Source organism: Spirillospora sp. NPDC000708 (assembly GCF_040299565.1).
GTDB lineage: Bacteria > Actinomycetota > Actinomycetes > Streptosporangiales > Streptosporangiaceae > Spirillospora.
Genome location: NZ_JBEPCJ010000010.1, coordinates 16738 through 43694, shown reverse-complemented (window position 1 = coordinate 43694; position 26957 = coordinate 16738). Strand labels below are relative to the sequence as shown.

At 75.3% G+C, this 26957-nt stretch carries 20 protein-coding genes; 13 read left to right on the top strand and 7 right to left on the bottom strand.

Annotated features, from left to right (window positions below; all coding sequences use genetic code 11):
• The first annotated feature begins 70 nt into the window (after positions 1-70).
• The 4 genes from ABT299_RS10060 (at position 71) to ABT299_RS10045 (ending at position 8276) form a co-directional block, all read left to right on the top strand.
• The gene (locus tag ABT299_RS10060; protein ID WP_387023303.1) at positions 71-1180 is read left to right on the top strand and encodes an amidohydrolase family protein; all 1110 of its coding nucleotides are present in this window, start codon (positions 71-73) and stop codon (positions 1178-1180) included.
• 82 nt (positions 1181-1262) lie between these two features.
• Positions 1263-2651, top strand: a complete 1389-nt coding sequence (locus tag ABT299_RS10055; RefSeq protein WP_500250427.1) for an FAD-dependent oxidoreductase — start codon at positions 1263-1265, stop codon at positions 2649-2651.
• A 56-nt stretch (positions 2652-2707) separates the two neighbouring features.
• Positions 2708-6079 (top strand): DUF4132 domain-containing protein, encoded by a 3372-nt coding sequence (locus ABT299_RS10050; protein WP_500250426.1) that lies wholly within the window; start codon positions 2708-2710, stop codon positions 6077-6079.
• Between the two features lie 10 nt (positions 6080-6089).
• Positions 6090-8276, top strand: coding sequence for a DUF4132 domain-containing protein (locus ABT299_RS10045; RefSeq protein WP_500250425.1), 2187 nt, complete (start codon positions 6090-6092; stop codon positions 8274-8276).
• Here ABT299_RS10045 and ABT299_RS10040 read toward each other — a convergent pair.
• The 3 genes from ABT299_RS10040 to ABT299_RS10030 all read right to left on the bottom strand — a co-directional run bounded on the left by ABT299_RS10040 (position 8241) and on the right by ABT299_RS10030 (position 11264).
• A complete protein-coding gene (locus ABT299_RS10040) occupies positions 8241-9707 on the bottom strand; it encodes a cystathionine gamma-lyase (protein ID WP_500250424.1) in 1467 nt (488 codons plus the stop codon). The genes ABT299_RS10045 and ABT299_RS10040 overlap by 36 nt on opposite strands.
• Complete coding sequence (locus tag ABT299_RS10035) at positions 9704-9958, bottom strand: hypothetical protein (protein WP_190858922.1); 255 nt, start codon at positions 9956-9958, stop codon at positions 9704-9706. Before ABT299_RS10035 ends, ABT299_RS10040 begins: the two co-directional genes overlap by 4 nt.
• A 100-nt stretch (positions 9959-10058) precedes the next feature.
• Positions 10059-11264 (bottom strand): helix-turn-helix domain-containing protein, encoded by a 1206-nt coding sequence (locus ABT299_RS10030; protein ID WP_500250423.1) that lies wholly within the window; start codon positions 11262-11264, stop codon positions 10059-10061.
• Positions 11265-11513: 249 nt separating this feature from the next.
• On the opposite strand from ABT299_RS10030, the gene ABT299_RS10025 reads away from it, so the two are divergent.
• The 7 genes from ABT299_RS10025 (at position 11514) to ABT299_RS09995 (ending at position 20227) form a co-directional block, all read left to right on the top strand.
• Positions 11514-12050: an RNA polymerase sigma factor gene (locus ABT299_RS10025; RefSeq protein ID WP_500250422.1), complete on the top strand. Its 537-nt coding sequence runs from the start codon at positions 11514-11516 to the stop codon at positions 12048-12050.
• The gene (locus ABT299_RS10020; RefSeq protein ID WP_500250421.1) at positions 12040-12279 is read left to right on the top strand and encodes a hypothetical protein; all 240 of its coding nucleotides are present in this window, start codon (positions 12040-12042) and stop codon (positions 12277-12279) included. The genes ABT299_RS10025 and ABT299_RS10020 overlap by 11 nt, the downstream gene beginning before the upstream one ends.
• A 213-nt stretch (positions 12280-12492) precedes the next feature.
• On the top strand, positions 12493-13587 hold the full coding sequence (locus ABT299_RS10015; RefSeq protein WP_190858912.1) for an AAA family ATPase: 1095 nt from the start codon (positions 12493-12495) through the stop codon (positions 13585-13587).
• Positions 13587-15860, top strand: coding sequence for a DUF5682 family protein (locus ABT299_RS10010; protein WP_500250420.1), 2274 nt, complete (start codon positions 13587-13589; stop codon positions 15858-15860). The genes ABT299_RS10015 and ABT299_RS10010 overlap by 1 nt, the downstream gene beginning before the upstream one ends.
• Positions 15857-17050 carry a VWA domain-containing protein gene (locus ABT299_RS10005; protein WP_190868532.1) on the top strand — a complete coding sequence of 398 codons (1194 nt, stop codon included), beginning with the start codon at positions 15857-15859 and terminating at the stop codon, positions 17048-17050. The genes ABT299_RS10010 and ABT299_RS10005 overlap by 4 nt, the downstream gene beginning before the upstream one ends.
• Positions 17047-19026, top strand: a complete 1980-nt coding sequence (locus ABT299_RS10000; RefSeq protein WP_500250419.1) for a YehQ family protein — start codon at positions 17047-17049, stop codon at positions 19024-19026. The genes ABT299_RS10005 and ABT299_RS10000 overlap by 4 nt, the downstream gene beginning before the upstream one ends.
• Positions 19027-19093: 67 nt before the next feature.
• Entirely contained in the window at positions 19094-20227 is a 1134-nt protein-coding gene (locus ABT299_RS09995; protein ID WP_500250418.1) for an RNA-guided endonuclease InsQ/TnpB family protein, read from the top strand.
• Between the two features lie 48 nt (positions 20228-20275).
• Here ABT299_RS09995 and ABT299_RS09990 read toward each other — a convergent pair whose 3' ends face one another.
• Positions 20276-20881 carry a PadR family transcriptional regulator gene (locus tag ABT299_RS09990; protein ID WP_190868530.1) on the bottom strand — a complete coding sequence of 202 codons (606 nt, stop codon included), beginning with the start codon at positions 20879-20881 and terminating at the stop codon, positions 20276-20278.
• 64 nt (positions 20882-20945) lie between these two features.
• Here ABT299_RS09990 and ABT299_RS09985 point away from each other — a divergent pair, with 64 nt between their 5' ends.
• Positions 20946-22124, top strand: a complete 1179-nt coding sequence (locus ABT299_RS09985; protein ID WP_500250417.1) for an FAD-dependent oxidoreductase — start codon at positions 20946-20948, stop codon at positions 22122-22124.
• Positions 22125-22173: 49 nt separating this feature from the next.
• Here the strand turns inward: ABT299_RS09985 and ABT299_RS09980 are convergent, their stop codons facing one another.
• From ABT299_RS09980 to ABT299_RS09970, 3 genes are read right to left on the bottom strand one after another with little or no spacing between them, the layout of a single operon-like run.
• Positions 22174-23112, bottom strand: a complete 939-nt coding sequence (locus ABT299_RS09980; protein WP_433248946.1) for an MBL fold metallo-hydrolase — start codon at positions 23110-23112, stop codon at positions 22174-22176.
• Positions 23113-23163: 51 nt separating this feature from the next.
• Positions 23164-24330: a vWA domain-containing protein gene (locus ABT299_RS09975; protein WP_500250416.1), complete on the bottom strand. Its 1167-nt coding sequence runs from the start codon at positions 24328-24330 to the stop codon at positions 23164-23166.
• 5 nt (positions 24331-24335) lie between these two features.
• Positions 24336-25526, bottom strand: coding sequence for an AAA family ATPase (locus ABT299_RS09970; protein ID WP_347257159.1), 1191 nt, complete (start codon positions 25524-25526; stop codon positions 24336-24338).
• Between the two features lie 149 nt (positions 25527-25675).
• Between ABT299_RS09970 and ABT299_RS09965 the strand changes: the two genes are divergently transcribed.
• Complete coding sequence (locus ABT299_RS09965; RefSeq protein WP_500250415.1) at positions 25676-26893, top strand: RNA-guided endonuclease InsQ/TnpB family protein; 1218 nt, start codon at positions 25676-25678, stop codon at positions 26891-26893.
• Positions 26894-26957 lie beyond the last annotated feature (64 nt).

Below are 26957 nucleotides of genomic sequence, written 5' to 3'. Positions count from 1 at the left end.
GCAGAGGCATCGTAGGAAGAACGCCCCGCGATTTCAGGGACGCCGCCGCGTTTCCGGGGACGTAGGGAGGGTGCTCGAATACCTGGAGTCGCTGCCGCTGATCGACCACCACTGCCACGGCGTGTACGAGGACGACCTCGACCGCCCGGCGTTCGAGGCGATGCTCACCGAGGCCGGGTCGGGCGGGCCGCCCGGGACGAGCATGTTCGACACGCAGGTCGGGTTCGCGCTGCGGCGCTGGTGCGCGCCCGTCCTGGACCTGGACGCGCACGCGGAGCCGGACGCCTACCTCGCCCGCCGCGCCGAGCTGGGCGCGGCGGAGGTGAACCGCCGGTTCCTCTCCGCCGCCGGGCTGGAGGCCCTGTGCGTGGACACCGGCTACACGCCGCGCGCCCTGCTGGACCCGCCCGCCCTCGGGCGCCTGGCCGGGGCGCGGGCGCACGAGATCGTCCGGCTGGAGACGGTCGCCGAGCAGGTCCTGTCGGACGGCGTGGACCCCCACCGGTTCGCCGACGAGGTCCGCGCCCGGCTCGCCGCCCGCGCGCCGGACGCGGCGGGCGCCAAGTCGATCGCCGCGTACCGCGCCGGGCTGGAGCTGTCGGGGGTGCGGCCGTCGGACGCGGAGGTCACCGGCGCGGCCGGGATCCTGCTGCGCCAGGAGGAGATGCGGGTCTGCGACGAGATCCTGCACCGCTTCCTCATCTGGTCCGCGGTCGACCTGGGGCTGCCGGTGCAGTTCCACGTGGGGTACGGGGACGTCGACGCCGACCTGCGCCGCGGCGACCCGCTGCTGCTCATCTCGCTGCTGCGGGCCATGGACGCGGCGGGCGCCCCCGCGCTGCTGCTGCACAACTACCCGTTCCACCGGCAGGCCGGGTACCTCGCACAGGTGCTCCCGAACGTGTACGTGGACGCGGGGCTCGCCACGCACAACCTCGGGCACCGGGCGCCCGCCCTGATCGCCGAGCTGCTGGAGCTCGCCCCGTTCGGCAAGGTGCTGTACTCCTCCGACGCGTTCGGCCTGGCCGAGCTGTACCACCTGGGCGCGCTGCTGTTCCGGCGCGGCCTCGCGGGGCTCCTCGCGGGCGGCGTCGAGGACGGCGCCTGGACGTCCGCCGACGCCGAGCGGGTCGCGGGGCTCGTCGCGTCCGGCAACGCCCGCCGCGTCTACCGCCTCTGACCGGCGCCGTGCCGCACCGGTGCCGCGTCCGGCCGGCGGGGCGCCGCGGATACGCTCGGGGAGCGATCTTCGGGAGGTGCCCATGGCAGGACGCGAGCGGCTGCTCGTCATCGGGGGCGACGCGGCCGGGATGAGCGCCGCGTCGCAGGCGCGCAGGCGGCGCGGGCCCGGCGAGCTGGACGTCACGGTCGTCGAGCGCGGGCATTTCGCGTCGTACTCGGCGTGCGGCATCCCGTACTACGTCGGCGGCGTGGTCGACGACGCGGACGCGCTGATCGCCCGGACGCCCGCCGAGTTCCGCGACCGGGGCATCGACCTGCGCCTGTGCACGGAGGCGACGGAGATCGACCCGGAGCGCGGGCGGGTGCGCGTCCGCGACGTGGACGGCGGCGGCGAGACCTGGGAGCCCTACGACCAGCTCATGATCGCGACGGGCGCGGTGCCGACCCGCCCGCGGCTGCCCGGCGCCGACGCCGAGGGGGTGCACGGCGTCCAGGTCCTCGACGACGGGATCGCCATCCGCCGCGTGCTGGAGCGCGAGAAGCCGCGCCGCGCCGTCGTCGTGGGCGGCGGCTACATCGGCCTGGAGATGGCCGAGGCGATGGTGACGCGCGGCCTCGACGTGGCGATCGTGGACGGCGCCGAGCAGCCCATGAGCACGCTCGACCCCGACATGGGCGCGCTCGTCGCGGACGCGATCCGCGGCATCGGCGTCGACCTGCACCTCGGCGACCGGGTCGAGGGCTTCGACACCGGCCCGGACGGGCGGGTCGCGGCGGTCCGCGCCGGGGGCCGCACGCTCCCCGCCGACCTGGTGATCCTCGGCCTCGGCGTCCGGCCCGGCAGCGACCTCGCCCGCGCCGCCGGGATCGAGACGGGCCCGACCGGCGGGATCGTCACCGACCGGCGGATGCGGACCCGGACCGAGCGGGTGTGGGCGGCGGGCGACTGCGTCGAGACCCGCCACCTCGTCTCCGGCCTGCCGGTCGCGATCGCGCTCGGCACGCACGCCAACAAGCAGGGCCGCGTCGCGGGGATCAACCTCGGCGGCGGCTACGCCACGTTCCCCGGCGTGGTCGGCACCGCCGTCTCCAAGATCTGCCACGTCGAGGTCGCGCGGACCGGCCTGAACGAGCGCGAGGCGGCCGCCGCCGGGTTCGACGCGCTGAGCGTCGTGGTCGAGTCCACGACCCGCGCCGGCTACCACCCGGGCGCCACCGCCATGAAGACCAAGCTGATCGCCGAGCGCCGCTCCGGGCGGCTGCTCGGCGGGCAGATCGTCGGCGAGGAGAACGCCGCCAAGCGGGTCGACGGGCTGGCCATCGCGCTGTGGCACGGGATGACCGTCGAGGAGATGACCGGCCTGGACCTCGGCTACGCGCCGCCGTTCTCGCCCGTCTGGGACCCCGTCCTCATCGCCGCCCGCAAGGCCGCCGAGCGCGTCGAGGAGGACATGCGCCGCTTCCCGTGACGCCGGCTTGATCGTTCCGGTGCCGGTTTGTCGGTGATCTCCCCTACGGTGCCGTCATGAGCACGACGGACGCCGCGGCCGAGGCCCGCCCCGACGAGAACACCCTGGTGATGCCCGACGCGTGGCTGCGCAGGCTGCACCCCCGCCGCGACCGGCCGCACGCCTGGCCGGCGGTGCCCGCCGACCGGAAGGGCGCCGAGACGGCCAGGGCGATGCTGAAGGAGTTCCGGCCGGACGTGGAGGCGGTGCTCGCGCTGCCGGGCACGCCGCCCGCGGTGGCCGAGGCCGGGCGCGCGTACCTGCGCGGCGAGCCCGACCCGCTCGGCGCCGCGGCCGTGGCCCTCGTCGCCGCGCCGCTCGGGCAGGTCATGTACACGCGGCGGGACCCGTTCATCGACGCGTGGGCCGAGGAGCACGGCGTGGTCTTCGCCGCGTGCGCCTACGTCGCCCGCGCCGGACTCTGGGCGCCCTTCGACGTCGTCGGCATGGAGCGCCGGTGGGAAGGGGTGCGCGAGCGCCGTCCCGAGGAGAACTGGTCGGGAGGATGGGCGCAGGAGGACAGCGCCCGGCGGCTGCGCGCCCTGCTCGCCGCCGCGGAGGACGAGGTGTACGCCGAGGCGGCGGACGGCCTGGCGCGCCATCGCGGCACCCTCGTCCAGAAGGCCGTCGCCTCCTACCTCATGCCCGAGCGGCGGGCCTGGTTCGCCGACCTGCTCGCCGACCCGCAGGCGACGGCCGCCGCGGTCCACACGGCCGAGCGGTGGCTGCTCCAGTGCGCGGTGGCGGACCGCGCGGAGTTCGACGCGCTCGGGCTGGCCCTCGACTTCCAGAGCCGGAGCGCCGCCGTCATCACCAGCCTCGTGGACGGGATCGGCCCGGACGGGGTCGTGGACCTGCTGGCCGATGCGCTCGACGACCCCTACCTCGACGGCGACACGTCGCGGACCCTGCTCGACGCGCTCGCCGTGCTGCCGGTAGACGCCGCGTTCCAGGCGCTGCTGGACCGGCTCGACCGCAAGTACGCCGAGGCCGCGGTCCTGGCGGCGGCGCGGCGGTTCCCGGCGCGGGCGCTGCGGCTCCTCGCCGCCGCGTCCGACCGCCCGGCGGCGTCCGACCTGCTGACGGTGCACGTGCGCGCCGAGGCGGCGCTCGCGAACGAGCTGCTCCCCGCTCTCCCCGAGGCGTCGGGGGCGGCGGTCCGGGCCGCGCTGGACGCCGGCGCGCGCGTCCCGGAGGCCGATCCCGCGTCGCTGCCGCCGCTGCTCGTGGACCCGCCCTGGAACCGCCCGCGCGCGAAGTCCAAGCCGGTCGTCCTCAAGGACCTGCCCGCGCCCGGCATCCGCGCGATCGCGTGGCAGCCGGGGGAGCGGGAGGAGTGGAAGGTCGACCTGCACCACTACTGGCGGTGGGTGGAGCGGCTGGACTGGTCCACGCAGGTCGCGAAGTTCCGGAGGGGCGAACTGCTCGACCACATGCAGCCGATGCTGTTCGTCGAGGGGCCCGAGGAACTGGTCCGGCCGCTGCTGGCCGACTGGGACCCGCCCGAGCCCTGGTACGTGGACGAGTGGATGCGCGTCGTCGTCGCCCGGTTCGAACTGGACGCCCTCGACGCCGCCGTGGTCGCGGCGCGGCGCGATCCCGCGGGCGTCGGAGCGATCCTGATGCCGTACGTGAGCGACGAGACGGCCCGGCTGATGGCGGACTGGCTCGTCCGGCTCAAGCAGGCGGGCCGCACGGCGCGCGCCTGGTTCGTCCGGCACGGCCTCGCGGCCGTCCCGGCGCTGGTGCCGCCCGCGCTCGGCAAGGCGGGCGCGGAGCGGCGGGCGGCCGAGGCCGCGCTGCGGTTCGTCGCGTCCCACCACGGCACCGGCGGCATCGTGGACGCGGCGCGCGCGCACGGCGACGAGGCCGCCGACGCGATCGAGGCGCTGCTCGCCGTCGATCCGCTGGAGATCCTCCCAGCGAAGATCCCCGCAGTGGGCGACTGGGCCGACGTCCGGATGCTGCCGCAGATCCTGCTCCGCGACCGCCAGCGCGCGCTTCCGGAGACGGCGGTCCCGCACGTGCTGACGATGCTGGCGATGTCGAAGCCCGGCGAGGTCTACGCGGGGGTCGGCGCCGTCCGCGAGCTGTGCGACCCGGCGTCGCTGGCCGGGTTCGGGTGGGCGCTGTTCCGGCGCTGGGAGGCCAACGGCGCCCCGTCCAAGGACGGCTGGGCGCTGGCGCAGCTCGGCCTGCTCGGCGACGACGGCACCGTCCGCCGCCTCACCCCCGTGATCCGGGCCTGGCCCGGCGAGGGCGGCCACACCAAGGCGGTGACCGGCCTGGACGTCCTCGCCGAGATCGGCACCGACGTCGCGCTGATGCACCTGCACTCGATCGCGCAGAAGGTGAAGTTCAAGGGGCTCCGGACGCGCGCCCAGGACAAGATCGCTGAGGTGGCGGCCGGGCTGGAGCTGACCGCCGAGCAGCTCGCCGACCGGCTCGTCCCCGACTTCGGCCTCGACGACGCCGGGACGATGACGCTCGACTACGGTCCGCGCCGGTTCGTCGTCGGGTTCGACGAGCAGCTCAGGCCCTACGTCGCCGACGAGGACGGCAAGCGCCGCAAGGCCCTGCCCAAGCCCGGCGCCAAGGACGACCCCGAGCTCGCGCCCGCCGCGTACAAGGCGTTCTCCACGCTGAAGAAGGACGTCCGGACCGTCGCCGCCGACCTGATCGCCCGCCTGGAGACGGCGATGGTGCGGAACCGCCGGTGGTCCCTCACCGAGTTCCGGGACCTGCTCGCCGGGCATCCGCTGTTCCGGCACCTCGTCCGGCGGCTGGTGTGGATCGCCGTCGAGATGGACCAGTACAAGAGCATCACGTTCCGGGTCGCCGAGGACGGCACGTTCGCGGGCGTGCACGACACCGCCCTGAACCTTCCGGAGACGGTCGTGGTCGGCGTCGCCCACCCGGTCCACATGCAGGCCGGCGACCTGGTGGCCGCCTGGGCGGAGGTGTTCGCCGACTACGAGATCCTGCAGCCGTTCCCGCAGCTCGGACGCCCCGTGCACGAGCTGACCGACGAGGAGCGCAAGAGCGGCCACCTCGCCCGGTTCGAGGGCGCCGCCGTCCCGGCCGGCCGGTTGCTCGGGCTGGTCAAGCGCGGATGGGAGCGCGGCGCGCCGCAGGACGCGGGCGTCGAGTGCTGGATCTCGCGTCCCGCCGGGACGGGCCGGCACGTCGTCATCGACCTCGACCCGGGCATCCCCGTCGGAGAACCGGACGCGCTCGGCGACCAGACGCTGCGGCAGGTGTGCCTGTGCCGCCGCCAGGACGACCTGTGGATGCACCACGGGAACCCGCTGCCGTTCGGCGAGCTCGACCCGGTCACCGCGTCCGAGGTCATCGCCGATCTGACCGCGCTCACCGCCGACGCCCGCTGAGAGGAACGCCGTGAAGGACGCCGTGCCGGACGCGCCGCTCGACGCGCTGCCCGCCGACCTCGTCGACCCGCCGTGGCTGCGCAAGCCCGCCGCGCCGAAGGCCGCGGCGGGCGGCGCGGCGGGGGACGCGGTCGTGCCCGGCCTCGAACCGCCGGGCGACCGGCGCATCGTCTGGGAGCCGGGCGAGCGCGAGCGGTGGGCGGCGATGCGGCCCTTCGGCGGGCCGTGGGCGGACGGCGACTGGGAGCGGGAGGCCGAGAAGGTCCGCGACGGGTCGATGTACCTGCCGAGCCAGGCCGGGTTCCTGGCGAGCGCGCCCGAGCACCTCGCCCGCCCGCTGCTGGCCGCCTGGGAGCCGCCCCCGGTGACCTGGGACTTCGACCATTCGCTGAAGCCGATCGTCGCGCGCTTCGGGGAGGCGGCGTGGGACGTGTCGGTCCGGATGGCGCGGGCCAACCCGTTCGGGACCGGGCCCGTCCTCCTGCCGTTCCTGGGCGCGGACGTCGCCCGGCTGATGGCCGACTGGCTCTACCGGCTCAAGTCGGCGCAGGAGGTGTCCCGGACGTGGTTCGCCCGGCACGGGCTCGGCGCCGTCCCGTACCTGGTGCCGGACGCGCTGGGCAAGCGCGTCGGCCCGCGCCGCAACGCCGTCCACGCCCTGCGCCTCATCGAGGGTGACGTCGTCGGCGCGGCCGGAGTGCACGGCGAGGAGGCCGCGAAGGCCGTCGCCGCGCTGCTCGCGGACGCGCCGGAGCAGGCCGAACCGGCCCACAAGCGGCCGAAGCCGCCGGACCTGCCCCGCTGGCTGGACACCGAGGCGCTGCCCCGGCCCGTCCTGCGGGACGGGCGCCGCCTGCCGCCCGGCGCCGCCCGCAACCTCGTCCACCTCTGGGCGATGGCGCTGCGCCCGGACGCGTTCCCCGGCGCGCACGAGGCCGCCGAGGAGACCGCCGCGCTGTGCGACCCGGCGTCCCTCACCGCCTTCGCCTGGGCGCTCTTCGAGGCGTGGCGGGACGCCGGGACGCCGGGCCGGTCCGCGTTCGTCCTGCCCGCGCTCGGCCGGTTCGGCGACGACGAGACCGTCCGCCGCCTCACCCCGCTGATCAAGGAGTGGCCCGGCCAGTCCGGGCACGACCGCGCCACCGCGGGCCTCGACGTGCTCGCCGCGATCGGCACCGACCTCGCCCTGCTGCACCTCGACGGCATCGCGCGGGCCAGCCGCTACAAGGGGTTGCAGCGGCAGGCGCAGGCCAAGCTGCGCCAGGTCGCCGCGCGCAAGGGGCTGAGCGACGGGCAGCTCGCCGACCGGCTGGTCCCCGACTTCGGCCTCGACGACGCCGGGACGATGACGCTCGACCACGGCCCGCGCCGCTTCACCGTCGGCTTCGACGAGCTGCTCCGGCCCTACGTGACCGGCGAGGACGGCAAGCGCCGCAAGACCCTCCCCAAGCCCGGCCCCGGCGACGACCCGTCCGCCCACCAGCGGTTCACGGCCCTGAAGAAGGACGTCCGCACCGTCGCGTCCGTCCAGATCGCCCGCCTGGAGACCGCGATGGTCGAGGGCCGCACCTGGACGCCCGCCGAGTTCACGGCGTTCCTCGTCCGGCACCCGCTGATGTGGCACATCGCGCGCCGCCTGGTCTGGACGTCCGGCGGCACCGCGTTCCGGCTCGCCGAGGACCGCACGCCCGCCGACGTCCGCGACGACGCCTTCGAGGTCTCCGCGGACGTGCGGATCGCCCACCCGCTGCTGCTCGGCGACGCCCTGCCGGCCTGGGCGGAGGTGTTCGCCGACTACGAGATCGTCCAGCCGTTCCCGCAGCTCGCCCGGCCCGTGCACACCCTCGCGGACGGCGCGGGCCGCGACGGCCGCCTCGCCCGCTTCGAGGGGCTGCGCGTGCCCTACGGGAAGATCCTCGGCCTGACCCGGACGGGCTGGGAGCGCGGCGCCGCCCTCGACGGCGGCGTCCAGCGCTGGATCTCCCGCCGCGCCGGCGCCCACCACGTCGTCGTCCAACTCGATCCCGGCATCGTGGCCGGCTACGTCGACCTGCACCCCGAGCAGAGGCTGGAGCACGTCTGGATCGCACCCGCGCCCGGCGAGTACGACCCGGCGCTCCCCGTCGAGAACGGCTTCGCCGCCGCCGACCCGGTCCTGCTGTCAGAGATCCTCGCCGACCTCGAGGGCCTCGGCTGACGGGGCCTTCCCGGCCTCGTCGAGGGCGGCGAGGACGTCGGCGACGAGGTCGCCGGTGTTCTCCACGCCGACCGAGAACCGGACGAACCCCGGGTCCACGGCGTCGCCGCCCCAGCGTCCCCTGCGCTCGGCGGAACTGTGCACCGACCCGAAACTCGTCGCCTGGTTGACGAGCCGCATCGCGCCGAGGAAACGCTCTGCGAACGCCTCGTCCGGAAGCACGAACGAAACGACGCAGCCGAACCGCCGCATCTGCCTCGCCGCGACCTCGTGGGACGGGTCGTCCGCCAATCCCGGATACCGCAGCCCGGCGACCTCCGGCCGTTCCCGCAGCGCCTCCGCCAACGCCATCGCATTGACGTCCTGGCGGTCCAGGCGCAATTCCAGCGTGGCCAGGGAACGGTGCGCCAGCCACGCCTCCATCGGCCCAGGAACGGCGCCGACCGTCTTGCGCCACAGCCGCACGCTCTCCGCCAGCGCCGCGTCCCGCGTCGCGACGTGCCCGAGCAGCAGGTCCCCGTGCCCGGTCAGCGCCTTGGTGTCGCTGGCCACCGAGAAGTCCGCGCCGAGGTCCAGCGGGCGCTGCCCGAGCGGCGTCGCCAGGGTGTTGTCGACCGCGACCAGCGCGCCCGCCTCGTGCGCCGCCTCGACCAGCCTTGCGATGTCGCACACGTCCAGATTCGGATTGGACGGCGTCTCCAGCCACACCAGCCGGGCGCCGTCGAGCAGTTCGATCTGCGCGTCGCCCGCCGTCGGCGCCATCCGCACGACCGCCCCGTACGATTCGAGCCGCTCCTTCAGCGCCCGCGTCGTCTGGTAGCAGTCGTCCGGCAGGACGACCACGTCACCGGACCGCACCTGCGACAGCACCACCGCCGCGATCGCCGCCATTCCCGACGAGAAGGAAACGACCTCGGCGCCGCCCTCCAGTTCCCCGATCGCCGCTTCCAGCAGCGTCCATGTCGGATTGGTGTCGCGCCCGTACGTGTAAGGCCCGACCGGCTCGCCCGGCAGATGGAAATGCGCCGCGAAGACCGGCCCCGGCAACGGCGGCGCGTACTTCTTCGCGGGCGGCCTCCCGGCCCCCACCGCCAGCGTCCCGTCCCCAAGCTCACGCGTCACACGTCCTCCTCTTCGTCGCCACCATCGTTCCGCACGCCTCCCACCAGCACGAAGACGCCCCCGCCCGACAGCCCGCCCCACCACGACGCCGGCCGCCCGCACGTCCGAGCACGGCCCCACGAGCCGTCCCACCGAATCACGGAACCACGGCGTCCCGTCCACGACCACCACCATGACACTCTCCCCGACGTGCGGCGCCGACCGGTGGGACAACCGCAGCAGCGGCGGATCCCCGAGCCGCAGCGCGACCGTCCACCCCTTCCCGGCCAGCTCGCCCGCCAGCGCGTCGAGGTACCGCAGCGCGTTCACCGGGCCGTCCACACGACGCCGCCGTCCAGCCGCGCCGCCTCCGCGACCTCGCCGAGGTCGATGTACGCGCCGCGCCCGATGAGGCTGACCCGCACCCGCCGGACGACGCCGCGCGCCCCTCCCGGCGCCCCGCGCAGCGCGGCGTCCACATGCCGCGCCACGGTCGCCCAGTCGTCCGACACCCCGCCCGCCGACGCCTCCGGCACGTCCCACGAGTAGAGCACCGGCGGCTCGCAACACCCCCGCCTCATGCACCCTCCGCATCCGTCTCGCATTCCGTGATGAGACGAACACGCTAAGTACGGTTCCGGGCCCTCGGTTTCGCCCCCGAAACCCGCCGCGACTCAACGCTCAGGCGAGGTTCATGCGCCAGGCCAACCCGCGCAGGTCCCGGTTGACGGCGCGGTCGTGGAGGTCGGCGACGAGGTCGCGGACCAGCGGGTTCTTGTAGACCTTCACCGGCGCGTGCCTCTCGGCCTGGCGCAGCTCGCGGACGGCCTCCCTCGGCCTGCCGAGCATCGCGAAGGCGCGCGCCTTCTCGATGAAGAGCGCGGCCCTGCGGGTCCTGGAGGGGAGCGCCTCGACGTCGACGCGGGATGCGGCGTCCACCGCCGTCTCCGGGTCGGCGGCCTCCACGGCGAGCATCGCGCGCCAGACGCCGACGTTCGCCGCGCCGAAGCTCTGCCAGCCGTCGCCGGGGGACGACTCGGGCTGCTCGCCGATCCGCGCGGCGGTCCGCTCCGCCTCCTCGACGTGCCGCGCCGCGGCGGCGTGGTCGGCCTGCACCTGGCACGCGAGGGCGGCCGACAGTTGCAGCATGCCGTACACCTCGTGCGCGGTGCGGTCGTCACCGAGATGCGGCTCCAGCCGTCCGGCGCTCCGCGCCGCGTCGCGCATCGGCCGCGACAGCGCGGCGGCGGGACGGGAGTGCGCGCGGGCGAAGGCGGCGGCCGCGGTCATGACGGGATCGTCGAGCAGGCGGGCGGCGTGCCCGGCGCGGTCCGCCGCGATCCAGGCCAGGTCGACCTGCCCGAGGTTGCGCAGCATGAACGTCGCCGCGGTGCACGTCTCCACCAGCAGCCGCAGTGCCGCCGCCCGCTCCGCCTCGTCGCCCGCCGCCGCGTGGACGTGCAGCTCCGCCACCACCGGCGGCAGCGTCACCCCGAGCCCGGGGTAGTCCGACGTGCGGCGCTGCCGCCGGATCCGCCCCTCGATCAGGTCGGTCAGCGCGCCGAGAGGCCGGGCGGGGACGTCCGGCGGATCGTCCAGCGCCGTGTCGAGGAGGACCTCCCGCAGCCGCACCGCGTCACCGTACGCGCGCTCCTTCGGGCGGATGATCGGAGCCGGCTCGCCCATGAGGTCGGAGGGGGAGACCTGGAGGGCTTCGGCGAGGGCGCGGATGTCGCTGCGCCGTTCGAGCCGCAGGTGCCCGTTCTCCACGCGGGACAGCCATCCCTTGGTGCGTCCCACGAGCCCGGCGAGCACTTCGAGCGACATGCCCCGGTAGAGCCGGGCGGCGCGGATGTTGTCGCCGATGCGCCGCACGTCGTCCGTCATGGTCGACCACCCCGATCATCCAACGTACGCCGGACCGCGCAGGATAGGGGGTGGCGGCGGGGCGGGGTTTCCGTGCGGAAACGGGGACGGCGCGAATCCTTTCGGGGGGTCGGGGCCTCCTATGGGCGTGCCGGTGGACCGGCCGGCACGGAACGGAGGTCATCATGATCGTCGCAGTGGCCGTCGCGGGTGCGGCGGTGCTGGTGTGCGCGTGCACCGCCACCGTCGTGCGGCGCAGGAGGAGGGCGCGTGGCTGAGCGGGCCTGGCCGGGGGAGCGGCTCGTCGCCGCGGCGCAGCGGGGCGACGCCGAGTCGATCGCGGCGCTGGTGTCGGGGTCGCACCCGCACGTCCGGCGGTTCGCGCACGCGCTGTGCGCGTCGCCGCAGGACGCCGAGGACGCCGCGCAGGAGGCGCTGATCATCCTGTACCGGAAGATCGGGACGCTGCGGGCGTCGGGCGCGCTGGCGTCGTGGATGTTCCGGATCGTCCGCAACGAGTGCCTGCGCCGGGCGCGGCCCGTGCTCGGCGTACGGGACGTCCCGGACGGCGCGGTGCCGTCGGCGGAGGACGACGTGCTGCGGCGGCTGGAGGCCGAGCGGGTCGCGGCGGCGATCGCCGCGCTGCCCGCGGACCAGCGGCGCGTCCTGATCATGCGGGACGTGCAGGGGATCCCGGGAAGGATGACCGCCGGCGCGCTCGGGCTGAGCGTGCCCGCGATGAAGTCGCGCCTGCACCGGGCGCGGGCGGCGGTCCACGAGGCGCTGGAGGGCGGCCATGTCGGGTGAACCGCTGGGACGGCATCTGGTGCGGGGCGCGGTGGGGTTCGGCGCGCTCGCGGGCGCGGTCGCGCTCGTCCCCCTGATCGGGATCGCCGGGCTGGTCCTGGCGCCGGTCGGCCTGGTGGCGCTGCGGGGCTGCCCGGCCTGCTGGTTCATGGGGCTCGCCGAGGCCCTGTCCAGGGGCCGCCTTGAGCGGACGTGCGAGGACGGGACGTGCGATCTGCGGAGCGGCTGACCGGCGTCCGGTGCCCGCCGGAGCCGGGGGCCGGCGCGCACGGGGCATCGCGCGTTCCGGGCGGGTGGTGAAACGTCGGTGGATTGTCGGCGCGCTCCTCTACCGTGGGGCGCCATGGAAGATCACCTCCCGCGGGCGGGGCGGCGGGCGCTGCCCGGGCGGCGCCGTCCCGACGCCCGCACCGAATCCGCCGCCTGACCCGGAACGGACACCATGCCTGAAGAGACCGCCGACCACCAGAGGCCGCCCGCGGAGGTGCGGTTCGCCGACGAGCTGGAACGGCTCCGCGAGCACGACGACGGGCCGCGCCCGCCCGGCTGGGCGCTGAGCCTGACCGGGGCCCGCCGGTTCATCGTCGGCGACGACGCGCTCGGCGTGACCCGCAAGTTCGTCGGCGACACCGCGCTGATCGACCGCGCGCTGGTCACCCTCGCCACGAGCCGCGGGCTGATGCTGGTCGGCGAGCCCGGCACCGCGAAGTCGCTGCTGTCGGAGCTGATCGCGGCGGCGGTGTCCGGGACGTCCACGCTGACGATCCAGGGCGGAGCGGCGACCACCGAGGACCAGATCAGGTACTCGTGGAACTACGCGCTGCTGGTTTCGGAGGGGCCGTCGACCCGTTCGCTGGTGCCGGCGCCGCTGCTGACCGGGATGGCCGAGGGGAGGGTCGTCCGGTTCGAGGAGATCACCCGCTGCCCGCTGGAGGTCCAGGACTCGCTGCTGTCGCCGCTGTCCGACCGCGTCCTCGCCATCCCGGAGCTGTCCGGGCCGGAGTCGATGGTGTTCGCGCGGGAGGGCTTCAACGTCATCGCGACCGCGAACACCCGCGACCGCGGCGTCAACGAGATGAGCGCCGCGCTGAAGCGGCGGTTCAACTTCGAGACGGTGTTCCCGATCGCCGACTTCGCGACCGAGCTGGACCTGGTCGAGCGGGAGGCGGCGCGGCTGCTGGAGCGCAGCGGCGTCGGCGTCGCGCCGCGCCGCGACGTCCTGGAGGTGCTGGTCACCACGTTCCGGGAGCTGCGGAACGCCACCACCGAGGAAGGCCGGCCGATGGACCGGCTGTCCGCCGTGATGAGCACGGCGGAAGCGGTGTCGGTCGCGCACGCGGTCGGCGTGCGGGGCTGGTTCCTGCGCGGCGAGCCGGGCGGCGCCGCCGACATCGTCGAGTGCCTCGCCGGGACGGCCGCCAAGGACAGCGCCGACGACCTGACCCGGCTGCGCCGCTACCTGGAGCAGGCCGCCGGCCGGCGCGACGGCGAGCAGTGGAAGGCGCTGCACGCGGCCCGGCACCGGCTGCCCGGCTGATGGCCGTCACGTTCATCGGCGTCCGGCACCACAGCCCGGCGTGCGCGCGGCTCGTCCGCGACACCATCGCGCGGCTGCGCCCCGCGTACGTGCTCGTCGAGGGCCCCGCCGACTTCAACGGGCGGCTGGACGAGCTGCTCCTCGGCCACACGCCGCCGATCGCGATCTACAGCTTCCACCGGGACGCCGAGCGGGTGCACGCGTCGTGGTCGCCGTTCTGCGACTACTCGCCGGAATGGGCGGCGCTCAACGCGGGCCGGGCCGCCGGCGCGGAGCTGCGGTTCATCGACCTGCCCGCGTGGCATCCCGCGTTCGCCGAGCGCGGCAACCGGTACGCCGACGCCGAGCGCCGCTACGCCGACGCCACCGAGCGGCTGTGCCGCGAGTTCGCCGTCGACAACACCGACGTGCTGTGGGACCACCTGTTCGAGATCGACGCCGACGACCTGCCCGCGCGCCTCGACGCGTACTTCGACCTGGTGCGCGGCGAAGCGGAGCCGGGGCCCGACGACTCCGCGCGCGAGTCGTACATGGCCGCGTGGGTCCGCGCGGCGCGGGCCGACGCGGGGGACCGGCCGGTCGTCGTGGTGACCGGCGGGTTCCACAAGCCCGCGCTCGAAGCCCTCACCCGCACCGGCGGCACCGGATGGCCGGAGGTCCCCGCGCCGGAGGAGGGCGCGACGGGCGGCGGCTTCCTCGTCCCGTACTCGTTCCGGCGGCTCGACGCGTTCACCGGCTACCAGTCCGGCATGCCGTCGCCGGAGTACTACCAGCGGCTCTGGGAGGACGGCCCGGACGGCGCCGCCGCCGCGCTGACCGAGACCGTCGTGACGCGGCTGCGCGAGCGCAGGCAGGTGGTGTCGACCGCCGACCTGATCGCCGCGCGGACCCTCACCGAGGGCCTCACCCGGCTGCGCGGGCACCGCTCGCCCGCCCGCACCGACCTGCTCGACGGGCTGGTGTCCGCGCTGGTCGGCGAGGACCTCGACCAGCGGCTGCCGTGGACGGCGCGCGGCCCCCTCGCGCCGGGCGCGCACCCCGCGGTCGCCGAGATGGTGGCCGCGCTGAGCGGGAACCGCGTCGGCCGCCTGCACCGCGACACGCCCGCGCCGCCGCTCGTCCACGACGCCGCCGCCGAGCTGGAACGGCTCGGCCTCGCCGCCGCCGGCCGGATCACGCTGAAGCTGACCACCGCGCGGGGCCTGGAGCGCAGCCGCGCGCTGCACCGGCTGCGCGTCCTCGGCGTCCCCGGCGCCCGCCGCGAGTCGGGCCCGGCGACCGGCGCCGACCCGGAGCTGGAGGAGGTCTGGCAGCTCGACCCGTCCGACCCCGACGGCGCCCGGCTCGCCGCGCTGATCGAGGCGGGCGCCTACGGCCCGACCCTCGGCGACGCCGCGGCGGCCGCCCTGGACGAGCGGACGACCGCCGCGGGCGGCGACATCGAGCGGCTCGCGGAGTCGCTGTTCGACGCGGCGCTGTGCGGCTGCGCCGGGCAGTCCGGCCGCATCGCCTCGTCCATCGCCGCCGGGATCGCGGGCGCGTCCGACCTCGGCGCGCTCGGCCGTGCGCTGGACGTCGTCCTCGGCCTGTGGCGGCACGACCACGTCCTCGGGACGGCCCGCAGCCCCCTGTTCGGCGCCGTCATCGAGGAGTGCACGGAACGGATCCTGTGGCTCGCCGAAGGGATCCGCGGCGGCCCGGCGCCCGCCGACCGCGCCCGGCTGCGGGCGCTCGCCGCGGCCCGCGACGCGCTGCTGCACGCCGCCGGGACGCTGCGCGTCGACCGGGACGCCGCGCTCGGCGTGGCCCGCCGCGTCGCCGCCGCCCCCGACGCGCCGCCCGACCTGCGCGGCGCCGCGTTCGGCCTCGGCCGGGCGCTCGGCGACACCGCCGACCCCGCCCGCGCGGTGCGCGGCGCCGCCGGGCCGCGGGTGTTCGGCGACTGGCTCGCCGGGCTGTTCGCGCTGGCCAGGCAGGAGGTCCTCGACCCCGGCGGGACCGTCCTCGCCGTCCTGGACGAGCTGGTCGGCGCGCTCACCGACGAGGACTTCCTCGTCGCGCTGCCCGCGCTGCGGCAGGCGTTCGAGTTCTTCCCGCCGCGCGAGCGGGAGACGATCGCCGAGCGGCTGCTGGCCCGCCGCGGCCTGCGCGGGTCCGCCCGCGGGCTGCTGCGCGCGCCCCGCGACCCCCTCCTCATCGCCGAAGCGCGCGCCCTGGAAGAGCGCGTCGACCGCGCCCTCGAGGCCGCCGGACTCACCGGAGGACGACCATGACCCCACCCGGGACCCCGCCCGGCACCGCCGCCGGTGACCTGGAGCGCTGGCGGCTCATCCTCGGCGCGCCCGCCGGGCACGCCACCGGGACGCTCGGCGCCGACGCCGCCGCGCGCGACCGCGCCCTCGACTGGCTCTACGGCCGCGACCCCGAACTCGCGCGGCGCGGCGTCCGGCGCGGCGGCGCGGGCTCCCGCTCCGCGCCCGGGGACGGCCGTTCCGGCGACCGGACCGGCGGCGACGGGGAGTCCGCGCTCACCACCGTCGACTGGCTGGACGACGTGCACCGGCTGTTCCCCAAGGAGACCATCGAGCGGCTCGAACGCGACGCCGTCGAGCGCTACGAGATCCACGACATCGTCACCGACCCCGCCGTGCTGGAGCGGATCGAGCCGGACCGGTCGCTGCTGCGCGCCGTCCTGCGGACCAAGCACCTGATGAACCCGGAGGTCCTCGCGCTCGCGCGGCGGATCGTCGAGGCCGTGGTGCGGGAGCTGATGGAGAAGCTCGCCACGGAGGTCAGGCAGGCGTTCCACGGCACCCGGTCGCGGCGCCCGAGCCGCATCCGCAACTCCCGCAACTTCGACTTCCACGGCACGGTCCGCGCGAACCTCGCGCACTACCGGCCCGACGAGCGCCGCCTCTACATCGAGAACCCGAGGTTCGTGTCGCGGACGCGGCGGCACGTCGAGCAGTGGCAGATGATCCTGCTGGTCGACCAGTCCGGCTCGATGCTCGACTCGGTGATCCACTCCGCGGTCACCGCCGCGTGCCTGTGGGGGCTGCCGGGCCTGAAGACCCACCTCGTCGCGTTCGACACCGCCGTCGTCGACCTCACGTCCGACGTGACCGACCCGGCGGAGCTGCTGATGAAGGTGCAGCTCGGCGGCGGCACCGACATCGCCCGCGCGGTCGCCTACGGCGCCGGTCTCGTCGACAACCCGCGCCGCGCGATCGTCGCCGTCATCAGCGACTTCTACGAGGGCGGCGACGCGGGGCGGCTCGTCCGGGAGGTCCGGCGCCTCGTCGAGCAGGGGACCTGCGTGCTCGGCCTCGCCGCGCTGGACGAGGACGCCAATCCCGCGTTCGACCGCGACATGGGGCGGCGGCTCGCCGCCGTCGGCGCGCACGTCGGCGCGATGACGCCCGGCCGGCTCGCCGAGTTCGTCGCGGAGAGGATCGGATCGTGACGCGCGCCGACCTGCTCGCCCTGACGCCGGACTCCCTCGCCGCCCTCGCCAACCGGGGCCTGGTCAAGCGCGCGGCGAAGGACCTGGACGCGGGCAACGGCCCCGAGCTGACCGTCTCGCCGGACGGCGGCGTCGAGGGCAGGTACCCCGACGGGACCACGGCGGCGCTGCCGGCGGGCGCGGGCCTGGAGGCCGCGACCTGCACCTGCGCCGCGACCGGCACGTGCCGCCACCAGATCTGCCTCGTCCTGGCCTACCAGCGCGACGCCGCAGCCGGAGCCGCCGACGCTCCCGAGGAGGAGCCCGGCGAGCCCGCCGCGGCGGAGGTCGCCGACTGGTCGCCCGGGACGCTCGACGACGACGCGCTCGCCGCCGTCCTCGGCCGCCGCGCCCTCACCGCCGCCCGCCGCGCCCACCGCGCCGGGTACGCGGCGGCGATCCACCGGCCGACGCCGGACGACCCCGTCGCACGCGTCGAGCTCCAGACCTGCACCGTCCGGTTCCTCGTGCCGGGCGAGCTCGGCTACGTGCACACCGACGCGGTCGCGTCCGTCCGCGGCGAGATGACCGTGCTGGCCGCCTGGGCGTTCCGCGCCGCCGACGAGCGGGGCCTCACCGGCGCCGACGTCCGGCTCGACGTCGGCGGCGAGGCGAAGGGCGGCGACCGCTCCGGCGGGCTCGACGCGGCCGCCCGCCTCGTCGACCAGGTCCTGCTGGAGGGCGCCGTGCACGCCGGGCCCGTCCTGGCCACCGCGCTGCGCCGCACCGCCGCCGAGCTGGCCGCGCGGAACCTGCACTGGCCCGCCGGCGCCGTCGACGACCTCGCCGGGCAGCTCGCCGCCTACCACGAGCGCGACGCCGCCCACGACCCCGCCCGGTTCGCCGCGCTCATCGCCGAGGTGCACGCCCGGCACCGCGCCTCCGCCGCCGGCGGCACCCGCTCGCAGGTCCTCGGCACCGACGAGTCCGCCGAGACGCCGCTGCGCCGCGTCCGGCTCACCGCGCTCGGCTGCCGCGTCGGCGGCACCGGCCTGGTCCGCACCGCCGACCTGTTCCTCGCGCACGCCGGCACCGGCGTCGTCCTCGTGCTCAAGCGCCGCTGGAACGTCCCGGAGGGCGAGGCGCTCACCGGCGCCGACCTCGCCGGGCGCCGGATCCTCGGCTCCCCGCTGCGCGCGCTCGCCGCCGCGAACGTCGTGTCCGAGAGCGCCTCCCGGAGCGCCGGACGGGTCGTCCGCGTCGCCGCCGGACGGATCGCCAAGACCACCGTGACCCCGCTCGGCAACGCCTGGGAGGGACTGCCCGCCGGGCTGCTCGTCCGCGACCTGAAGGCCGAGGAGCGGGCGCTGGACGCGCTGCCGCCCCGCCTGGTCCGGCCGCGCGTCGAGGCCGAGTTCGTCCGCGCGGTCGAGATCGCCGAGGTGCGCGACGTCGGCTACCACCCCGGCGCGCAGCGCCTCGAAGCGGTCGTCGCGGACGCGGCGGGCGCGACGGCGGTCGTGTCCGCCGAGCACGGCCCGTACCGTCCGGCCGCGCTCGACGCGCTCGCCGCCGCGCTGGCCGACGCGCCCCGCATCGTGACCGGCGCCGTCCGCCGCGACCGGGGCGGGCTCGTCATCGACCCGTTCGCGGTGCTGACCGCGTCGGGCCCCGTCGTCCCCGACCTGGCGCCCGGCGACGGCGCCGCCGTGCTGGACGGCCCGTCCCCCGCCCCGCCCGACCCGCTCGGCGACGTCGTCCGGGCCGCGCTCGACGTCTGCGCCGAGGCCGCGCACCGCGGGCTGCTGCACGCCACGCCGGGGCTGCGCGACCGGCTCGCCCGCGCCGGCGAGGACCTGCGGCGCACCGGGCTGCGGGCCGCCGCCGGCGCCCTCGCCGACCTCGCCGGGACGGTCGGCTCGGACGACCCGGACCGCACCGCGGCGGCCTGGGCCACCGCCCACATCCGCCTGCTCACGACCGCCGAACTCCGCTGACGAGATCCAGACCGCGGCGACCCTGGAAACGGAGAGTAATGATACGGTCACACATGTGAGGATAGTTGTGCAGGTCAAGCTTTTGCCGGATGCTGTCCAGGCATCGGCTTTGGAGCGCACCCTGCACACGGTCAACAACTGCGCGAACCGAGTCTCGGCCGCCTCGTTCGAGGCGTACGGCCTTAAGGGATCGATCCGTGATCTACGGTCACTGGCCTATGGGGAACTCAAGGCTCATGGTCTGGGGGCGCAGGCCGCGCAGCACGTCATAAAACGCGTCGTCGACGCCTACAGCACGCTACGAGCGAACATCCGCGTCGGGAACCTCGGCGGTGAGGGCTCCAAGCGGCGCCGCAAAGCCACATCCAAACCCATCGCGTTCCGGCCTGACGCGGCGCACACTTACGACGACCGGTGCCTGTCGTGGAACTACGACGCACTGACTGTGTCCATCTGGACCATGGACGGGCGGCTCAAGACGGTCCGCTTCGCCTGCTCGCCGGCGGCGCTCAAGCGGCTCGTCGCATACCGGAAAGGCGAGTCCGACCTGGTTCGCCGGGACGGGAAGTGGTTCCTGGCCGCCACTTGCGACGTTCCCGAGGCTGAGCAGTACGAGCCGAGGGACTGGATAGGTGTGGACCGGGGCATCGCCAACCTGGCCACGACCAGCGATGGCGGCAACCATTCGGGGCGCCGTCTGGACCGCTACCGCCGCTGGCGGGCCCGCAAGAAGGCCGAGATCCAAGCCAAGAGGACACGCTCGGCCAAGCAACTCCTCAAGAAGCGCGCACGGCGCGAGTCGCGACATGCCGCCCACATCAATCACATGATCTCCAAGACCGTCGTTGCTGTCGCCCAACGCACCGAACGCGGCATCGCCCTGGAACATCTTCAGGGCATCCGCGAGCGGGTCACGGTTCGACGCGACCAGCGAGCACGGCAGTCGTCCTGGCCATTCCACCAGTTGGGGGCGTTCATCGCCTACAAGGCCCGCCGTGCCGGCGTGCCGTTCATCGAGGTGGACCCGGCCTACACCTCGCAGCGCTGCCCGCGCTGCGGCCACACCGCCAAGGCCAACCGGCCTTCGCGAGACGCTTTTCGCTGTCGTCGGTGCGGTCTCGCTGGGCCCGCCGACGTCGTCGCCGGGGTCAACGTGCGCGACCGCGCACGCTCGGCGTGGGTCCCGGTCCGTCGAGGATGAGCAGTTGACCAAGTGCTTCGTCGCGATGCTGCGGCCTTCGGGTCGCGGTCAGCGGGCGCCGTCGTCGAAGGCGGCCAGCATCTCCTCGCTCCAGGTGAGCCGGCCCGCGCGCAGGTCGTCCACGACCGAGCGCACCCAATCGGCCTCCGCGGCGGTGACCGCCCGCAGGTACTCGGTCTCCAGCATGGTGACGCGCGGCAGGCCCATCGCCTCCTCCTCGCCGAGGCCCGCGTCCAGCCCGGCGAGGTCCGCCTCCAGCGCCCGCAGCCGCTCCTCCAGCACCTCCAGCAGCTCCTCCGGCGGCAGCAGCATCGTGTTCGACACCGCCGCCGGGAACTCGGGGAACTCCCGCTTCGGCGCCGCGACCATCTCGCGGAGCCAGGTCCGCGCCGCCTCCCGCCCCGCCTCGGTCACCTCGTAGACGGTCCGCTCCGGGTACTGGCTGCCGCGCTCGGTCTGCCGGACCGCGATCAGCCCGGCCGCGTTGAGCCGGTCGATCGTCCGGTACAGGCTCGCGCGCTGCTCGACGTTGACGACCTGCTCCTTGCCCCACTCCTTGATCAGCCGCTGGATCCCGTAGGGGTGCAGCGGCCGGTTGTGCAGCAGGGCCAGCACGGTGAGGGCCAGCGGCGAACGGCGGACGGGTGCGCTCATGCGCCGATACTAGCCGCACCAGCACTAGTTGACATGCAACTAGTTTCAGTGTGACTATCAAGCCATGACGACCCGAGGAGACGGCATGAACCCGGTACGGACGGCCCTGGTGATCGGCGGCGGCATCGCGGGCCCGGTGACGGCCCTGGCCCTGCGCAAGGCGGGCATCGACGCGACCGTGTACGAGGCGCACCCGGCCGATCAGGACGGCGGCGCGGCGCTGACCGTCGCGCCGAACGGGCTCAACGCGCTGGAGCTGATCGGCGCCGCCGACGCGGTCCGCGCCGCGGGCCGCCCGGTCCCCGGCATGGCGATGGGCGACGGCGAGGGCAACCGGTTCGCCGAGTTCGGCGGGCTGCCCGGCCTGCCCGCGAGCCACGTCCTGGCCAGGGCCGACCTGAACCGCGCCCTGCACGACCACGCCGCCGCGCACGGCGTCCCGATCGAGTACGGGAAGCGGCTCACCGGCGCGGAGGAGACCGCCGGCGGCGTCACCGCGCGGTTCGGCGACGGCACCACCGCCACCGCCGACGTCCTGGTCGGCGCGGACGGCATCCGCTCCACCGTGCGCGGCCTCATCGACCCCGCCGCCCCGGACCCCGAGTACACCGGCCTCATCGGCCTCGGCGGGTTCGCGTCCGGCAGCGGCGTGACCCCCGACCCCGACCTCATGTACTTCGCGTTCGGCGCCCGCGCGTTCCTCGGCTACTGGTGGACGCCGGACGGCCGGGTCGCGTGGTTCAGCAACGTCCCCGAACCCGACGCCGCCACCGCGCACGCGTCGCGGAACACGCCGCCCGCCGAGTGGCTGGAGCGGCTCCGCGACCTGCACGCCGACGACGACCCCGGCGCCGCGCTGCTCCGGCACAGCCGCGCCGAGGACCTGTTCGTCCTCGGCGGCATCGAGATCATGCCGCCCGTCCCGCACTGGCACCGCGGCCGCATGGTCCTCGTCGGCGACTCCGCGCACGCGCCGTCGCCCAGCTCCGGGCAGGGCGCGTCGCTGGCGATCGAGAGCGCCGTCGAACTCGCCCGCTGCCTGCGCGACCTGCCCGGCCCGTCCGCCGCGTTCACCGCCTACGAGGGCCTGCGGCGCCCGCGCGTCGAGGCGATCGCCGCCGCGGCCGCGCGGACGAACAAGGAGAAGTCGGCCGGCGGGCCCGCCGGGCCCGTCGACCCGGAGCGGATGTTCGGCTTCGTGCAGCGCTTCCGCATCGACTGGGACGCGCGCGTCACCGCCTAGCCCACCGCGTCACCGCCCGGCCGGCCGCGTCACCGGCCGGCGGGGCCCGTCACGCCCGGCAGGTCAGGGGACGGCCGCCGTTGTAGTCGACCATCTCCAGCAGGGCCGTCGCGGTGTCGATCTCGCCGCCCGGCTCCAGGCCGTCCAGCTCGGCGTACGCCCGGTGCAGGTTGCCCACGATGCGCTCGGAGTCGGTCAGCTCCGCGTACTCGCCGAGGCCGGCCTCCCGGGCGGCCTCCAGCGGGGACAGCCCGGCGGCCTTGCCCTCCGCCGCCGTCGCCTGGAGGAACCGCAGGTAGCCGAGGACGCGGCCGATCAGCTCCGGGCCCGCGACGGGGCCGTGGCCCGGGACGATCGTCGCCGCGTCCAGCGGCGCGACGACCTCCTCCAGCACCCTGATCGCGCCCGCCACCGAGCCCTGCATGACGAACGGGGTGCCGCCGTTGAACAGCAGATCGCCGCAGAACAGGACGCGGCGCTCCGGGATCCACACGATCGAGTCGTTGGTGGTGTGCGCGGCGGTGCCGACGTGCCGCACCTCGCAGCGCAGGTCGCCGGCCCACAGCGTCACGCCGTCGGTGTAGGTGAGGAACGGCGGCTCGACCTCGACGCCGCCCCACTCCACCTTCGTCCAGAACGGCTCGTCGAACGGCTTCCCCCACGCGAGCGCGCTCTCGCGGGTCCGCTCGTGCCCGACGATGGTGGCGCCGGAGAACAGGTAGTTGCCGAACGTGTGGTCGCCGTGGTGGTGGGTGTTCACCAGCGTCCGGACGGGCCGGTCGGTGACGGTCCGGATCGCGTCCAGGTAGGCGCGGGTGCGGCGCTCGGTCGAGCACGCGTCGACGCTGATCACGCCCCGCTCGGCGGCCAGGAAGCCGGTGTTGTTGATCCACCACGTGCCGTCCGGCTGGAGGTAGGCGAACACGCCGTCCGACACCTCCTCGAGCCGGGGCTCGCCGGGGCCGTCGCGTCCGGGCGCGTCGCTCATCGGTGCCTCCAGATCCTCGGACGTACCTTACGAGGCCCTCCTCGCGAGCCGCTACGCGTCCCGGTCGATCCGGATCGTCTCCACCCACCGGGGCGGGTCGGGCGCGCCGTCGCCGACCAGCGCGGCGATCAGCCGGCAGGACGGGGACTCCGCGGGCCACGGCGTGAAGCCGTCGGTGAGGACGATCACCACCTGCGGGCGGTCGCGCTGCGCGAGCGCCCGGGCGATCCCGACCCGCATGTCGGTGCCGCCGCCCCCGCCGAGCTCGACCTGCTCGGCCGAAGTCACCCGCGACACCGCGTGCACGTCGGCGTCGCAGGCCAGCACGCTCACCCGGTCGCCGCGGACGCCGACCTCCCGCAGCACCCCGTTGACCTCCGCGAGCGCCGCCGCCAGCTCGTCGTCGCCCATCGACCCCGACGTGTCGATCACGATCGCGACGCGGGGCACCGGGCGGCGCAGGCTCGGCAGCACCGCGCCGCGCAGCGCCGGGGTGCGGCGCGACGGCCGCCGGTAGGTGTAGTCGACGGCGCCGCCCGCCCACGCGACGGCCTCCCGCACCGCGCCCGCCAGCACCCGCCGCCAGTCCACGACCGGTTCGAGGACCTGGTTGGCCCACCGCCGCCACCCGGCGGGCAGGTGCCCGCGCGCCCGCTGGTGCGCGCGCATCGCCTCCGCGGTCGCGCGCCGCAGCGCCTCCGCCTCGGTCGCGCGGACCGACGGCGCGCCCGCCGCGTCCAGCTCCCACGGCGCCGGCACGCCGTGCGCGCCCGACCCGCAGTCGTGGTGCGGCTGCGGCGGGACGCCCGCCAGGTACTCCTCGAACATCCGGCCTTCGGGCAGCCCGAAGTCGCCGGGGTGCACCCGCCCGGCGGGCAGCGGCAGCCCGTCGGCGAGCAGGTCGTCGTTGATCTCGCAGTCCTGCGCGATGTTGACCCGCCCGCGGTCGCGCTGGTCGGCGGCCGGGAGCCGGGACGCGCGGCCGTGGTGGTCGCGCAGCAGGTGCGCCGCCTCGTGGATCCACACGCCCGCCAGCTCCTCGACGGGCGTGGCGTCCACGAACGCGGGGGAGACGTAGCACCGCCAGTGCCGGTCGACGCCCATCGTCGGCACGCGGTCGCTCGGCACGACCGTCAGCGAGTACAGCGCGGACGCCAGGTAGGGGCGGTCGCCGGCGGCCTTGTAGCGGGCGGCGAGCAGCTTCGTGCGGTCCAGCACGGCGGTCACGCGCCGGGCAGGGCGCCGGACAGCTGCAGGATGTCGAGGAACGCGTCGATCCCCGGCGGCACCGGCCAGCGCACGTCGCGCAGCGCCGCCAGGTCGGACGCGGCGCGCGCCGCCACGTCCGGGACGCCCGCGTCGACCGCCTTCGCCAGCACCTCCCAGCCCGCCTCCCACCGCCTGCGGGTGCAGTCGCCCTGCACCGAGGAGACCACCGCGGTCAGGAACGCGAGCTGCCGGTCGCCGCGCTCGGGCAGCGCGAACGCCTTCGGGTCGGCCAGCACCCGGTCGGGGTCGGGCAGGTCCAGCTCCTCCAGGTAGGAGAGCAGCTCGATGCCCGCGCCGTCGCCGATCGCGCCGATCACCGCGGCGGCCACCGCGTCCTGCCCGGCGTCCGTCGCGTACCCGGTGGCCAGCAGCCGCAGCGCCATCTCCCAGCTGCGCGGCGACGGCCACGCCCCGCCGCGCGCCTCGGCGTCCTCGGGCAAGTGGTGCGCCAGGCCCGGACGCGCCGTGAGGAACCCCGAGACGGCTCCGCGCGCGCGGGCGATCGCGGCGGACGCCTTCGTCCCGTCCACCACCGGGACGGTCAGCTCCGGCCACGTGCCCGCCATCCCGCGCGCCACCGTGCGCGGGTCGTGCGTCCAGTGCAGGTGGACGAACCGGTTCGCCAGCGGCGGCGACAGGTGCCAGCCGTCCGCCGCGCTCGCCGGCGGGTTCGCCGCCGCGACGACCCGGACCGGCTCCGGCAGCCGCAGGCTGCCGACCCGCCGCTCCAGCACGACCCGCAGCAGCGCCGCCTGCACCGCCGGCGGCGCCGACGACAGCTCGTCGAAGAACACGACGCCGCGGCCCGCCTCCGCGAGCCGCACCGCCCAGTCCGGCGGCGCCATCGGCACCCCGGTCGCGGCCGGGTCGTCCCCGATGATCGGCAGCCCGGCGAAGTCGGACGGCTCGTGCACGCTGGCGATGACCGTCTCCAGCGGCACCCCGAGGCCCTCCGCCAGCCGCTCCATGCCCGCGGACTTGCCGATGCCAGGCTCGCCCCACAGCAGCACCGGGATGTTCGCCGACACCGCCAGGGCGAGCGCCTCCAGCTGCACGCTGCGCGCCGGCTCGGCCCGCCACGCGCCGGCCCGCCGGTTCAGCTCGTCCGCCGCGTCGAGCGGCCCCGTCACGGTCTCCGTGGTCACCGGATCGTCCAGAGGGTGCTCCAGCCCTCAGAGCCGGTCTTGTGCAGCCTCAAGGGTGAGGCGGGTGTGGAGGCTGCCGGGAAGCCGCAGTGTGATGCGTTTGTCATGCATGACCTCACAGTAGCTTTTTGAATACTTAGCGTTGGCATATGGTTGATGTCGTGACGACACCGGAAAGCAGTGAAGTCGGAACCGGGAACGTCCGGTACGGCTATCGGTTGCGGTTGTCGTCGACCGCTGAGCGCGCGCTGCTGGCCGAGTGGGACAGGTGCCGGTGGGTGTGGAACGAATGCGTCGCGCGATCCAGGGCCGCGCACGCGGCCGGTGAGCCGTGCGGGCCCGCACGGCTGGACAAGATGCTGACCGGCTGGCGCGCCGAGCGGCCCTGGCTGCGCAAGGGTGCTTCGGTGCCGCAGCAGCAGACCATCCGGGACTTCGCCACTTCCCGGACCAAGGCCCTGGCCGACATCAAGGCCGGGCTGCCGGTACGGCGGCGGGCCGGAATGCCCCGCTTCAAGAAGAGGGACCTGGCCGCCCCGACGCTGAACTACACCCGCCGCGGATTTCGGGTGCGGGATGGGCGCCTCCGTCTGGCAGGCGGGATCGCGGTGACGGTGGTGTGGTCGCGCGACCTGCCCGCCGACCCCACCTCGGTGCGGATCCACCGCGACCCGCTCGGGCACTGGTACGCCTCGTTCGTCGTCCCCGCCCGGATGGAGCCGCTGCCGGCCACCGGCCGGATCATCGGCGTCGACTGGGGCGTGCGGGAGACCGCCACCACCACCTCCGACGAACACGACCTGCCCCACAGTGAGCACGGCGTGAGGGCCGCCGCGCGGCTGGCGCGCTATCAGCGGCAGATGGCGCGGCGCCGCGCCCCCAAGGGCAAGGCGCAATCCAAGGGGTATCGCAGAGCACGGTTGCAGGCGGCCAAAGCCTGTAAGAAGGTCGCCCGGCAGCGGCAGGACGACGCCCGCAAGTGGGCAAAGCGGGTCGTGCGCGACCATGATGTGGTAGCGATCGAGGACTTTCGGCCGAAGTTCCTGGCCAGGTCGACGATGGCGCGCAAGGCCGCCGACGCCGCGATCGGCGCGACCAAGAAGGCCTTGGTCGAGATGGGCCGCAAACACTGCCGGGACATTCGCCTGGTCGACCCGGCGTACACCACTATGGACTGCGGCGAGTGTGGTGCGAGAGCCAAGCACCGTCTGCCGTTGTCGGAGCGCATCTACACCTGCACCGCGTGCGGAAGCTCTTCCCCACGGGACAAGAACTCCGCACGCGTGATGCTGGTCCGGGCGGGTCTGGATCCGGACGGTGCCGATGGCGCAAGACCTCTCGCCCCGCCGGGCCCAGAGGCGGCCTGAGCCGTGAATCCCCGCACTTCTCATGGCGGGAGGGGATCCCGAAGATCCCGTCCCTTCGGGGAGG

Excerpts from the sequence above, each read along its gene's own strand:
- ABT299_RS10055 (WP_500250427.1), top strand. The coding sequence starts at position 1,263 with ATGGCAGGACGCGAGCGGCTGCTCGTCATCGGGGGCGACGCGGCCGGG.
- ABT299_RS10010 (WP_500250420.1), top strand. The coding sequence starts at position 13,587 with ATGGCCGTCACGTTCATCGGCGTCCGGCACCACAGCCCGGCGTGCGCG.
- ABT299_RS10005 (WP_190868532.1), top strand. The coding sequence starts at position 15,857 with ATGACCCCACCCGGGACCCCGCCCGGCACCGCCGCCGGTGACCTGGAG.
- ABT299_RS10050 (WP_500250426.1), top strand. The coding sequence starts at position 2,708 with ATGAGCACGACGGACGCCGCGGCCGAGGCCCGCCCCGACGAGAACACC.
- ABT299_RS10030 (WP_500250423.1), bottom strand. The coding sequence starts at position 11,264 with ATGACGGACGACGTGCGGCGCATCGGCGACAACATCCGCGCCGCCCGG.
- ABT299_RS09965 (WP_500250415.1), top strand. The coding sequence starts at position 25,676 with ATGGTTGATGTCGTGACGACACCGGAAAGCAGTGAAGTCGGAACCGGG.
- ABT299_RS09980 (WP_433248946.1), bottom strand. The coding sequence starts at position 23,112 with ATGAGCGACGCGCCCGGACGCGACGGCCCCGGCGAGCCCCGGCTCGAG.
- ABT299_RS09990 (WP_190868530.1), bottom strand. The coding sequence starts at position 20,881 with ATGAGCGCACCCGTCCGCCGTTCGCCGCTGGCCCTCACCGTGCTGGCC.
- ABT299_RS09985 (WP_500250417.1), top strand. The coding sequence starts at position 20,946 with ATGACGACCCGAGGAGACGGCATGAACCCGGTACGGACGGCCCTGGTG.
- ABT299_RS10035 (WP_190858922.1), bottom strand. The coding sequence starts at position 9,958 with ATGAGGCGGGGGTGTTGCGAGCCGCCGGTGCTCTACTCGTGGGACGTG.
- ABT299_RS10020 (WP_500250421.1), top strand. The coding sequence starts at position 12,040 with ATGTCGGGTGAACCGCTGGGACGGCATCTGGTGCGGGGCGCGGTGGGG.
- ABT299_RS10015 (WP_190858912.1), top strand. The coding sequence starts at position 12,493 with ATGCCTGAAGAGACCGCCGACCACCAGAGGCCGCCCGCGGAGGTGCGG.